The sequence below is a fragment of the Piscinibacter sp. genome, from assembly GCF_050175855.1.
In the GTDB taxonomy this organism is placed as follows: domain Bacteria; phylum Pseudomonadota; class Gammaproteobacteria; order Burkholderiales; family Burkholderiaceae_C; genus Piscinibacter.
The window spans coordinates 1-11,839 of the sequence record NZ_JBFXIO010000125.1 but is presented as its reverse complement, the minus strand read 5'-3'; the positions used below and the strand labels follow the sequence as shown (position 1 = coordinate 11,839).

The following is an 11,839-nucleotide window of genomic DNA, read 5'->3' as shown; positions in this document are numbered from 1 at the left end:
GCTTCGCGCGGTTCGCCGGAGACCGCCATGCTTGCGTCATCGCTGCGCCGAGGGTTGATCGTGGTCTCGCTGTGCCTGCCGCTGGCCTGGCCGGCACAGGCGGCGCGCAGTGAGTTCGACGCGAGCACCGAAGGGCTGGAGCGCGCGCAGGCCGCGATGGTCGGCGTGATCAGCGAAGCCGTCGAAGACGCCGGCTCGGCTGCCACCCTGGGCCCGGTGCGCATCGGCTCCGGCGTGGTGATCGGCGACGACGGCCTGGTGCTGACGATCGGCTACCTGATCCTGGAGGCCGAGCGTGTCGACCTGATCGTCGACGGCGAGCGCCGCGTGCCGGCGCGCGTGGTGGCCTACGACCAGGCCACCGGCTTCGGCCTGCTGCAGGCGCTCACTCCCTTGAAGGTGACACCGGTGCCGATCGGGCGCTCCGCGGGTGTCACGCCCGACGAACCTCTGATGGTGGCCAGCGGCGTGCCCGACGGCGGCCTGAGTCTGGCGCGGCTGGTGTCCCAGCGCGCCTTCTCGGGCTACTGGGAGTACCACATCGACACGGCACTGTTCATCGTGCCGCCGCGCAGCGACCACAGCGGTGCCGGCCTGTTCAATCTCGACGGCGAGTTGCTGGGCATCGGCTCGCTGGTGGTCGGCGATGCGCTGGGCCCCGGCGCCGGCCGGCTGCCGGGCAACATGTTCGTGCCGGTCGACCTGCTCAAGCCGGTGATCGCCGAGATGCGCGCGCGCGGCTCCTCGCGCGGCAGCCACCGCGCGTGGCTGGGGCTGAACTGCGAGGAGCGCGGCGGCGAGATCCGCGTGCTGCGCGTCACCCAGGACAGCCCGGCCGACCTGGCGGGCATCCGGCCGGGCGACCGCATCCTGCGCATCGACGACGCCGACGTGGCCGCGCTCGAGACCCTGTGGAAGACGCTGTGGCGCAACGGCGCCGAGCGCGAGGTGCTGCTCACCATCCGCCGCGACGGCGAGGTGCAGACCCTCACCGTGCACACGACCGACCGCATGAGGTCGCTGCGGCGGCCTCAGGGCATCTGATCCCTTCTTGCGGGCTCAGGCGAGCAGGCCCGTCTCGACCGTCGGGTAGCGCAGCCTCAGCTTCAACTCGCGCTTGAGCCGCGTGTTGTCCAGCCGCCGCGATTCGCTCATGAAGCTCAGCAGCATCGGCGACAACTGCTCCTTCGCCTGGGCACGCGAGATGCGCGGCGGCTTCGGCAGGCCGCAGAGTCCGGCGGCGAGGTCGAAGTAGTCGCCCATCTTCATCTCGGTGTCGTCGCTGGCGTGCACGACGCGCTGCGGCAGGCCGTGGTGCAGTGCCGCGATGCACGCGCGTGCCAGGTCGTCGGCATGGATGTGGTTGGTGAACACGTCGTCCTCGCCGGCGAGCACCGGCGTGCCGCGCGCCAGCCGCTCGCGCGGGTGGCCGCCGGGGCGGTCGCCGGCATAGATGCCGGGAATGCGCAGGATGCTTACCCGCGTGCCGAAGCGCCGGCCGTGCCAGCGCAAGCGCTGCTCGGCATCGACACGACGCCAGGCGCGGTCGGTGGCCGGGGCCACCGCGCGGGTTTCGTCGAAACGCGCGCCGGCGCAGTCGCCGTAGACGCCGGTGGTGCTGCCGTAGACGATGCAGCGCGCACCGCCGCGCCGGGCGAGCGCCTGCAGCAGATGGCGCGTACGCGGATCGCTGCGCCCGGCCAGCGGCGGCGGCGCCAGGTGGAGCACGGCATCGGCCAGGCCAGCGGCGCGCTGCAGCGTGGCCGGCGCGTCGAGATCGGCCACCAGCGGCACGGCGCCCACCGCCCGCAGTTCGGCACAACGCGCCGGGCTGGAGGTCATCGCCAGCACGCGCCAGCGGCCGCGCAGCAAGCGCGCCACGCGCATCCCGACGTCGCCGCAGCCGACGATGAGCAGCACGGGGCGTTGGCGGCGCGCGGGGGACGGGCAGGTCAGGGTCATGGGGGTGGGGGCACAATTCGAGATTCCCTTTGCATTGTCGGTCCCCTTCGCGCCATGCCCTTCACCGTGACCGTGCAGCCCAGCGGCCGCCACTTCAGCGTCGAACGCGACGAACCCATCCTCCATGCAGCCATCCGCGCCGGCATCGGCCTGCCTTACGGCTGCAAGGACGGCGCCTGCGGCTCCTGCAAGTGCCGCCTGCTCGAGGGCCGCGTGATCCACGGCGCCCACCAGTCCAAGGCGCTGTCGGCAGACGAGGAGGCCGCCGGCTTCATGCTCACCTGCTGCGCAGCGCCGCAGACCGACGTGGTGATCGAGGCCCGCACTGTGGCCGGCGCCGGCGAGTTCCCGGTGCGCAAGATGCCTGCGCGGGTCATGGCCCTCGTCAAGCCCGCGCCCGACGTGGCCGTGCTCACCCTGCAGTTGCCCGCCAACGAGGTGCTGCGCTACCACGCCGGCCAGTATGTCGAGTTCATCCTGCGCGACGGCGCGCGGCGCAGCTACTCGATGGCCAACGCGCCGCACACGCAGACCGACAAGCCGGCCATCGAGCTGCACCTGCGCCACATGCCCGGCGGCAGGTTCACCGACCATGTGTTCGGCGCGATGAAGGAGAAGGAGATCCTGCGCATCGAGGGGCCGTTCGGCAGCTTCTTCCTGCGCGAGGACAGCGACAAGCCGATCGTGCTGCTGGCCTCGGGCACCGGCTTCGCGCCGATCAAGGCGATCATCGAGCACATGGAGTTCAAGGGCATCACGCGGCCGGCCGTGCTGTACTGGGGCTGCCGCAGCAAGGCCGACCTGTACCTGCACGACTGGGCGCAGGCCGCCGCCGAGCGCCTGCCGAACCTTCGCTACGTGCCGGTGCTCTCCGAGCCGAACGCCGAGGACGACTGGGCCGGCCGCACCGGCTTCGTGCACCAGGCCGTGATGGCCGACCTGCCTGACCTGTCCGGCCACCAGGTCTATGCCTGCGGCGCGCCGGTCATGGTGGAGTCGGCGCAGCGGGATTTCGTGGCTCGCTGCGGTCTGCCGCCCGACGAGTTCTATGCGGACAGTTTCACTTCGGAGGCAGACAAGCATGGCACGCAGGCGTGATCTCCTGGTCCTCGGTACGGCCGCCATCGCGGCGCCGGTCTTCGCGCAAGCCAGCCGGCCGATCCGCCTGATCGTGCCCTACCCGCCCGGCGGGCCGCTGGATATCGTGGCGCGCGCGCTCGCCGAGCGTGTCAAGGACAGCCTCGGCACGGTGATCGTGGAGAACAAGCCCGGCGCCGGCGGCAACCTCGGCGCGGACCTGGCGGCCAAGGCGGCGCCCGATGGCACGACGATCGTCATGGGGGCGGTGGCCACGCATGCCATCAACCCCTGGCTGTACGCGAAGATCCCCTACGACCCGATCCGCGATTTCACGCCGATCACCGGCGTGGCGCAGGTGCCCAACGTGCTGGTGATGAACCCCGAGGCGGCCGACCGCTTCGGCGTGAAGACCGTGGCCGAGCTGGTGGCATACGCGAAGGCCAACCCCGGCAAGCTCAACTACGGCTCGGGCGGCAATGGCAGCGCAGGCCACCTCGCCGGCGAGATGTTCAAGGCGCAGGCCGGCGTGTTCATGGTCCACATCCCCTATGCCGGCGGCAATCCGGCGCAGCTCGCGCTGCTGTCGGGCCAGGTCGACCTGAACTTCGACAACCTCGCCTCGGCTTCGGCCAACATCAAGGCCGGCAAGCTGCGCGCGATCGCCGTCACCACTGCGAAGCGCTCGCCCGCGGTGCCGGAGCTGCCGACGATCGCCGAGAGCGGCGGGGCGCTGGCCGGCTTCGACATCCACACCTGGTTCGGCCTGTTCGGCCCGGCCAAGCTGTCGGCGGAGACGACGCAGCGCCTGAACAAGGCCTTCGTCGAAGCGCTCGGCTCGGCCGAAATGAAGGCGCGGCTGGCCACGCTGCTGGCCGAGCCGATGCCGACCACGCCCGAGCAGTTCGGCGCCTTCGTGAAGGCCGAGCTGGCCAAGTACGAGCAGGTGGTGAAGCGAAGCGGCGCGAAGGTCGACTGACCTCGCGCCGCCGTTTCAATCGCAGGCCGGGCTCGCCGGCCCGGTTGGCATCACTTCTTCTTCGTCGGCTGGGTGGTGGGCTTGGGCGGCGCCGTCACTTCCTTCGAAGCAGGCGTGGTGCCGCCATCCACGCCGAGTCGGCCGCCGGTGCCCAGGCCACCCTTGACCGTCTGCGCCTTGTAGTTGCGCAGCGCCTTGACCATCTGGTTGTAGGAGTCTGCGAACGCGGCGACCACGACCTTGCCCTGCGGCGTGTTCGAGTAGCCGCCGCCGGCGCCTGCGAAGCCACCGAAGAAACCGCCGAACAGGTTGAAGTCGTAGTTCTTCGACGTGCCCTCGGCCGCCGAGATCTGCACGCCCGAGCGGTTGTCGATCAGCAGCAGCGTGGTCGAGGCCTCGTTGGCGCTCATGCCCCCGGCCAGGGCGCCGAGGCCGCCGAAGGCCCGCGTGAGCAAGCCGGCCGCCGCGCCGCCGGTCTTCTGCGCGAACTGGATCTGCGGGCTCATCGTGTAGTCGGCCGCCACCATCTGGCCCTTGCCGAAGTTGCTGTTGTCGCGCATCTCGCCGCTGGCCTGCAGGTTGCGCTCGGTCATCATGTTGTTCATCGCGCGACCGCGCTCGACGATGACGAAGCAATTGCTCTGCTGGACCATCAGGCGCAGCACCGGCAGCGTGGAGCCGAGCTGGTAGTCGCGCAGGCTGTAGTACCAGGGCGCGTTGGTGTCTTCCTGCATCGCCAGGGTGCCCAGCGACTCGGTGCATTTCTCCAGGGCCGAGTTGTTGTTCTCGGCGGTCTCGCCACCGGCTGCGCCGGAGACGGTTCCCTTGTTGCCGCCCATCGTGGGCGTGGTGGCCAGGCAGCCTGAAAGGAGCGCAGCCGCCGCGGCGGAGGCCAGCACGGCGAGCGAACGGGTGGAGTGGTTCATGGTTCTTCTCCTCGGTGAGCGATTCGTCAGGCTGCGCAGTATAGGGAGCGCATGCATCCCGATACACACCTAACTCGGGCATCGGCCGAGAAGAAGTTTCTTCACTCGCCCAGGTAGGCTGCGCGCACCTTCGGATCGGCCAGCAAGGTCTTGGCCTCGCCGGTCATCGTGACCTCGCCGGAGTCCATCACGTAGCCCCGGTTGGCCAGGCCGAGCGCGCGGCTGGCGTTCTGCTCGACCAGCAGGATGGTCGTGCCGCGGCCATGAATGTCGGCCACCACCTCGAAGATCTTGTCGACCATGATCGGCGACAGGCCCATCGAGGGCTCGTCGAGCAGCAGCACCTTCGGCCGGGCCATCAGCGCGCGGCCCATCGCCAGCATCTGCTGCTCGCCGCCGGACATCGTTCCGGCGAGCTGGTTTCGCCGCTCCTTCAGGCGCGGGAAGATGGTGAAGACCTTGTCGATGTCGGCCTCGATCTCGCTGTCGTTGCGGACGAAGGCGCCCATCTGCAGGTTCTCGGTGATGGTCATGCGCGTGAAGGTGCCACGCCCTTCCGGCACCATCACCAGGCCCTGCTTGACCAGATCCCACGACCCCTGGCCCTTGATGCTGCGGCCGAGGAACTTGATGTCTCCCGACGCGGCCGGCTGCAGACCGGTGATCGCCTTGAGCGTGGTGGTCTTGCCGGCGCCGTTGGCGCCGATCAGGCTGACGAGTTCGCCCTCCTGCACCTCGAATGACACGCCCTTGACGGCCTGGATGCCGCCGTAGGCCACCTTCAGGCCGCTGACCTCGAGCAACGTGTTTGCCATGTCCTGTCCCTCAATGCGCCTGGTGTCCGGCGCCGAGGTAGGCCTCGATCACCTTCTCGTTCTTCTGCACGTCCGCCGGCGTGCCTTCGGCGATCTGCTTGCCGTAGTCGAGCACGGTGACGCGGTCGCACAGGCCCATGACGAGCTTGACATCGTGCTCGATCAGGAGAATCGTTCTCCCGTCATTCCGGATGCGGTCGATCAGCTCGCGCAGCACCACCTTCTCGGTGGCGTTCATGCCGGCGGCCGGCTCGTCCAGCGCGATCAGCTTGGGATCGGTGGCCAGTGCGCGGGCGATCTCGAGCCGCCGCTGGTCGCCGTAGCTCAGCGTGCGCGCCTTGAATTCGGCGTACTTGCCGATGCCCACGTAGTCGAGCAATTCCTGCGCGCGCTCGGCGATGGCCTTCTCCTCGGCCTTGAAGCCGCCGGTGCGAAACACCGCGCCGATCAGGCCCGACTGGCTGCGCACGTGGCGGCCGACCATCACGTTCTCCAGCGCCGTCATCTCGGCGAACAGGCGGATGTTCTGGAACGTGCGCGCGATGCCCGCCTTCGCGACCTCGTGCACCGCAGTGGGCTTGTAGGGCGCGCCACCGAGCTCGAAGGTGCCGGAGTCGGGCGTATACAGGCCGGTGATGACGTTGAAGAAGGTGGTCTTGCCGGCGCCGTTCGGGCCGATCAGGCCGTAGACCTGGCCCTTGGTGATGGTGATGCCGACGTCGGACAGCGCCTGCAGGCCGCCGAAGCGCTTGGAGACACCCGCCACCTTGAGGACGATTTCGCTCATGCCGTTCTCCTCACTTCGCCACCGGGGTGGGCGCCGCCTTGCCGTGTTCCGGCGAAGGCCACAGGCCGCGCGGGCGCAGCAGCATGATCACGATCATCGCCGTGGCGATCAGCAGCTGACGCAGGATGGAGGCGTCGAGCCGGCCGTCGGTCATGGCCTGCAGCGGGCCGGCCACGTAGCGCAGCACCTCGGGCAGCGCCGCCAGCAGCAGCGCGCCGACGATCACACCCGGGATGTGGCCGATGCCGCCGAGCACCACCATCGCGACGATCATGATCGACTCCTGCAGGCTGAAGGCCTCGGGCGTGATGAACGACTGGTAGCCGGCGAACATCACCCCGGCCACGCCGCCGAAGGTGGCGCCCATGCCGAAGGCGAGCAGCTTCATGTTCCGGGTGTTGATGCCCATCGCCTTGGCGGCAATCTCGTCCTCGCGGATCGCCATCCAGGCGCGGCCGATGCGGCTGCGCTCGAGGCGGTAGCAGATCAGCACGCTGAGCACGACGAGGAAGAGGAACAGGAAGTAGTAGTTGACGACCGGCGGGATGTCGTAGCCGAACAGCTCGTGGCGCTTGCCGAAATCGAAGCCGAACAGGTGCATCGAGTCGATCGGCCCGATGCCCTTGGGGCCGTTGGTGATGTTGACCGGGTGGTCCAGGTTGTTCAGGAACACGCGGATGATCTCGCCGAAGCCCAGCGTCACGATCGCGAGGTAGTCGCCGCGCAGGCGCAGCGTCGGCGCACCGAGCAGCACGCCGGCCAGGCCGGCCAGCAGGGCCGCGACCGGGATGACGATCCACAGCGGCGTGTGCAGGCCCTCGGGGAACGTCGCGGCAATCGCGGGGAACTGCTCCCACAGGTGCGAGCTCGCGAGCAGGCCGAACATGTAGGCGCCCACGGCATAGAACGCCACGTAGCCCAGGTCGAGCAGGCCGGCATAGCCGACCACGATGTTCAGGCCGAGGGCCAGAAGCACGTACAGCAGCGCAATGTCGATGATGCGCACCCAGGCGTTGCCGAACAGCTGCGCGATGAAGGGCAGGATCAGCAGGCCGACGGCGGCCAGCAGGAAGACGACGATCTTCTTGTCTTTCATGTCTGTGCTCCCGAATCAGGCCCGGTCCGCCACGCGCTCGCCGAGCAGACCCGAGGGTCGCAGCGTCAGCACGAGGATCAGCACGATGAAGGCGAAGATGTCCTGGTAGTGGCTGCCGAGCACGCCGCCGGTGAGTGCACCGATGTAGCCCGCACCCAGCGCCTCGATGAGGCCCAAAGCCACGCCGCCGACCATCGCACCGGCCAGATTGCCGATGCCGCCGAACACGGCTGCGGTGAAAGCCTTCAGGCCGGGCAGGAAGCCCATGGTGTGCGAGGCCGAGCCGTAGTTGGCCGCCCACATCACGCCGGCGATCGCGGCGAGTGCCGCGCCGATGACGAAGGTGGCCGAGATCACCATGTCGGGGCGCACGCCCATCAGGCCGGCCACGCGCGGGTTCTCGGCGGTGGCTCGCATCGCCCGGCCGAGCTTGGTGTAGTTGACGAGGTACATCAGCCCGCTCAGCACCACCGCGGTGGTGATCAGGATGATGATCTGCACCGTGTTGATCACCGCGCCGAACACGTTGATCGGTTCGGTGGGCAGCAGGATCGGGTAGCTCTTGATGGTCGGCTTCCAGATGATCATCGCCAGCGTCTGCAGCAGCAGGCTCATGCCCATGGCGGTGATCAGCGGCGCCAGGCGCGGTGCGTTGCGCAGCGGCCGGTAGGCCACCTTCTCGATCGTGAAGTTCAGCACCGTGCAAACCACGATCGCGCAGGCCAGCGAGATCAGCAGGATCGCCCAGCCCGGCAGGCCCGAGTTCGCCAGCGCGGTCACCACCGTCCAGCTGGTCAGGGCCCCGACCATCAGCACCTCGCCGTGGGCGAAGTTGATCAGGTTGATGATGCCGTAGACCATCGTGTAGCCCAGTGCCACCAGCGCATACATGCTGCCGAGCACCAGACCATTGATGATCTGCTGGATGAAGGTCTCCATCGAGGGAATCTCCTGCCGTTGTCGATCGGGCCACCTTTGTCGAGGCGGCGGCCTCGGCGGGCGGTGCGCACCACCCGGGCGCTTTCACTCTATTAGCAAAAAGCCCGCCGCAGGTTCTGCGACGGGCCGTGGCTTTCACCTAAGGGTTCGGCGTTGGGGGCGCATTCTAGGCGTCAGGTCCTAGGCAGATCGTACGGAGTTTCCGCAAGCATGCCGGTTGAACATAAGGTCATGCAGACACTTCACCGACGATTCTTCGCCTCGTCGTTCAATCGGCGCAATTCCTCCAACTTCTCGCCGATACGGATCTCCAGCCCCCGCGCCACCGGCTCGTAGAAGCTCGGCGGCACCATGTCCTCGGGCCAGTAGCTCTCGCCCGCCGCGAAGCCGCCCTCCTCGTCGTGGGCGTAGCGATAGCCGCGGCCGTAGTCGAGGCTCTTCATCAGCTTCGTCGGTGCATTGCGCAGGTGCAGCGGCACCGAGCGCGTGCCGTCGGCGGCCACGAAAGCCCGCGCCGCCTTGTAGGCGGTGTAGACGGCGTTGCTCTTGGGCGCCACGGCCAGGTAGACCACCGCCTGCGCCAGCGTCAGCTCGCCCTCGGGCGAGCCCAGGCGCTCGTAGGTCTCGGCGGCGTCGAGCGCCAGGCGCAATGCGCGCGGGTCGGCCAGGCCGATGTCCTCGCTGGCCATGCGGATCAGCCGGCGCGCCGCGTAGCGCGGGTCGACGCCGCCGTCGAGCATGCGCACGAACCAGTACAGCGCCGCATCGGGGTCGCTGCCGCGCACCGCCTTGTGCAGCGCCGAGATGGTGTCGTAGAACTGCTCGCCGCCCTTGTCGTAGCGGCGCAATTGTTCGCCGAGCGACTTCTCCAGCATGGCCTCGTCGATCTCCTCGACGGGCCCGACCATGGCCACCAGATTGTCGTAGGCGTTGAGCAGGCGGCGCGCATCGCCGTCGGCGTAGCCGACCAGCCGTGTGGCCGCCGCGTCGCTCAGCGGCGGCGCCTTCAGCAGCGCGCGGCCACGCTCGATCAGCGCCTTCATGTCCTCGTCGGACAGGCTCTTGAGCACGTGCACCGTGGCGCGCGAGAGCAGCGCCGAATTCACCTCGAACGACGGGTTCTCGGTGGTCGCGCCGATGAAGGTGAACAGGCCCGACTCCACGTGCGGCAGGAAGGCGTCCTGCTGGCTCTTGTTGAAACGGTGCACTTCGTCGACGAAGACCACCGTGCGGCGGGCCTGCGCCTGCACGGCCTGCGCACGCTCGACCGCCTCGCGGATCTCCTTGACGCCGCCGAGCACCGCCGAGATGGCGATGAACTGCGCGTCGAACGCGCCGGCCACCAGCCGCGCCAGGGTGGTCTTTCCCACGCCCGGCGGGCCCCACAGGATCATCGAATGCAGCCGGCCGGATTCGAAGGCCACGCGCAGCGGCTTGCCCGGCCCGAGCAGGTGCTGCTGGCCGATCACCTCGGCCAGCGTGCGCGGGCGCAGCCGCTCGGCCAGCGGCGCTTCGGCCGCCACGGCGGGCGCCGGGTGTGGATCCTCCAGCGGCAGTTCGAGCGTCGACATGGCGCGATTGTCGCAGCCGGCCGCCGGGCTCAAGTTCCGGCGCGAAGTGACGAAGCCCAGGGCGAAACCCGCGAACCCAGCCATGTCCGAGCCGCTGCCCGACGCCGATGCCATCGACCGCCTCGAGGCCCTGTCGCGCGACTTGGCGGCCCTGGAGCCGGCGCTGCAGCGCTGGCTCGCGGCAACGGCCGACAGGGTCGCCGATCCGCTCGAACGCGAGCGCGCCCGCCGGGCCGCGCTGCAATTGCGCCTGCAGGTCTCGCGCATCGCCGCGGCACTCGCCTCGCCTGCGCCAGAATCGGCACCGGCGCCTTGGCACGGTCAGGAGCGCCGCAGCCCGCAACGGGCCACGAACGTGGCGCGGCTGCCCGAGCGGCACACCGGCGGCCGCGGCGACACGACGCACGCCACCGACCCGAAGGACTGGGAACCTTTCTGATCACGCAAACACCTGGACACCGCAGCATGAACCAACGCTTCGCTCTCGCCGCCACCCTGCTCGCGCTGGCCGGCACGGCCCATGCCGGCCGCCCGCTCGCCACCGAAGACGCCGACTATCTGGGCCGCAGCCAGTGCGAGGCCGAGGGCTTCTACGGCCGGCAATCGGCCAGTGGCACGCCCGACGCCCGCGGCTGGACGCTGCAAGGCGCCTGCGGCATCGGCGGCAACACCCAGGTGGCCCTGGCCTACAGCCGCGCCCGCAGCGCCGGTGTCACGGGCGAGGGTCTGCTGCTGGGCGGCAAGACCGGCCTCATCACCCGCTCCGGTGACGGCCTCGGCCTGACGCTGGCCTGGGGCCTGACCGGCGCGAAGGTGGGCGGCGGCTCGTTCGAACACGAACTGACGTACCTGAACCTCGTGGCCACGCGCGAGATCGCGCCGAGCTGGACGGGCCACGCCAACCTCGGCTGGGTGCGAAGCGAAAGCGCCGATGCAAACAGCACGACCTGGAACCTGGCGATCGAGAAGTCGCTCGGCAACGGCGTCGACCTGATGGGCGAGGTCTATGGCGATGACCGCAGCGACGAGTGGCTCGGCCTCGGCGTGCGCTGGGCCGCGTCCGACAAGCTGAGCCTGAATGCGTCACTGGCGACGCAGAACGATTCGCCGCGCGTCCGGCTGTGGACGGTCGGCTTCAAATATTCGTTCTGAAGAGACCGGCTACTGCTCAATGACGTCCGCGCCCTTGGGCGCGACGAACTTGAACGCAGACGCAGGCGCCGCCGCATTCGGCTTGAACTGGCTGAACTGCAGCAGCGAGCGCTGGCCGAAGCTGTCGACGATCTCCACCGCGGCGAGTTCCTTGCCGCGGAATCCCACCTTGAGCGAATCGAAGGCGCTGTCCTTGGCCTTCGGCTTCGCGGCCGCCCACTCCAGCCCTTCGGCCGCGGGCAGCGGCGAGAGCTCGAAGTCCTTCTCGAGATTTCCGCCGGCCAGCAGCGCGGCCGGCGTGGCGCCGATGGCGGCCGACAGCTTGCGCGAGCTCACCTGGTTGAGGTCGGCGTCATAGATCCAGACCTTCTGCCCGTCGGCCACGATCACCTGCTCGAAGGGCTTGGTGTAGGCGAAGCGGAAGCGATTCGGCCGCGCGAACTGGAAGTCGCCGCTGCTGGTCTTCTTCTTGGCGCCGTCGGGCGAAGTCACGGTCTGCGTGAACTGTGCGCTGCCGCTCTTCACGTCGCGCACG

The 11,839-nt window shown here is 69.1% G+C and carries 13 protein-coding genes; 5 read left to right on the top strand and 8 right to left on the bottom strand.

The window, feature by feature from the left end; genetic code table 11:
* Positions 1–1,044 (top strand): S1C family serine protease (locus AB7U92_RS11545; protein ID WP_428576527.1); only part of this gene is annotated, 1,044 nt, incomplete at its 5' end.
* 15 nt (positions 1,045–1,059) lie between these two features.
* On the opposite strand, the gene AB7U92_RS11540 is transcribed toward AB7U92_RS11545, so the two are convergent.
* On the bottom strand, positions 1,060–1,962 hold the full coding sequence (locus AB7U92_RS11540; RefSeq protein ID WP_428576524.1) for an SDR family oxidoreductase: 903 nt from the start codon (positions 1,960–1,962) through the stop codon (positions 1,060–1,062).
* A 54-nt stretch (positions 1,963–2,016) separates the two neighbouring features.
* Here AB7U92_RS11540 and AB7U92_RS11535 point away from each other — a divergent pair, with 54 nt between their 5' ends.
* Complete coding sequence (locus AB7U92_RS11535) at positions 2,017–3,060, top strand: CDP-6-deoxy-delta-3,4-glucoseen reductase (protein ID WP_428576521.1); 1,044 nt, start codon at positions 2,017–2,019, stop codon at positions 3,058–3,060.
* Positions 3,044–4,018, top strand: a complete 975-nt coding sequence (locus AB7U92_RS11530; RefSeq protein ID WP_428576518.1) for a Bug family tripartite tricarboxylate transporter substrate binding protein — start codon at positions 3,044–3,046, stop codon at positions 4,016–4,018. Before AB7U92_RS11535 ends, AB7U92_RS11530 begins: the two co-directional genes overlap by 17 nt.
* 50 nt (positions 4,019–4,068) lie before the next feature.
* On the opposite strand, the gene AB7U92_RS11525 is transcribed toward AB7U92_RS11530, so the two are convergent.
* The 6 genes from AB7U92_RS11525 to AB7U92_RS11500 form a co-directional block, all read right to left on the bottom strand.
* Positions 4,069–4,944 (bottom strand): CsgG/HfaB family protein, encoded by an 876-nt coding sequence (locus tag AB7U92_RS11525; protein WP_428576515.1) that lies wholly within the window; start codon positions 4,942–4,944, stop codon positions 4,069–4,071.
* Between the two features lie 101 nt (positions 4,945–5,045).
* Positions 5,046–5,759, bottom strand: a complete 714-nt coding sequence (locus AB7U92_RS11520; protein WP_428576513.1) for an ABC transporter ATP-binding protein — start codon at positions 5,757–5,759, stop codon at positions 5,046–5,048.
* Between the two features lie 10 nt (positions 5,760–5,769).
* Entirely contained in the window at positions 5,770–6,546 is a 777-nt protein-coding gene (locus AB7U92_RS11515; RefSeq protein WP_428576510.1) for an ABC transporter ATP-binding protein, read from the bottom strand.
* Positions 6,547–6,556: 10 nt separating this feature from the next.
* Positions 6,557–7,642, bottom strand: a complete 1,086-nt coding sequence (locus tag AB7U92_RS11510; protein WP_428576507.1) for a branched-chain amino acid ABC transporter permease — start codon at positions 7,640–7,642, stop codon at positions 6,557–6,559.
* A gap of 15 nt (positions 7,643–7,657) precedes the next feature.
* Positions 7,658–8,581: a branched-chain amino acid ABC transporter permease gene (locus tag AB7U92_RS11505; RefSeq protein ID WP_428576505.1), complete on the bottom strand. Its 924-nt coding sequence runs from the start codon at positions 8,579–8,581 to the stop codon at positions 7,658–7,660.
* A gap of 242 nt (positions 8,582–8,823) precedes the next feature.
* Positions 8,824–10,152, bottom strand: a complete 1,329-nt coding sequence (locus AB7U92_RS11500) for a replication-associated recombination protein A (protein WP_428576502.1) — start codon at positions 10,150–10,152, stop codon at positions 8,824–8,826.
* Positions 10,153–10,234: 82 nt separating this feature from the next.
* Here AB7U92_RS11500 and AB7U92_RS11495 point away from each other — a divergent pair, with 82 nt between their 5' ends.
* A complete protein-coding gene (locus tag AB7U92_RS11495; protein WP_428576499.1) occupies positions 10,235–10,591 on the top strand; it encodes a hypothetical protein in 357 nt (118 codons plus the stop codon).
* Positions 10,592–10,617: 26 nt separating this feature from the next.
* Positions 10,618–11,304, top strand: a complete 687-nt coding sequence (locus AB7U92_RS11490) for a hypothetical protein (protein WP_428576496.1) — start codon at positions 10,618–10,620, stop codon at positions 11,302–11,304.
* 9 nt (positions 11,305–11,313) lie between these two features.
* Here the strand turns inward: AB7U92_RS11490 and lolA are convergent.
* Positions 11,314–11,839 (bottom strand): outer membrane lipoprotein chaperone LolA (gene lolA, locus AB7U92_RS11485; RefSeq protein WP_428576493.1); only part of this gene is annotated, 526 nt, incomplete at its 5' end.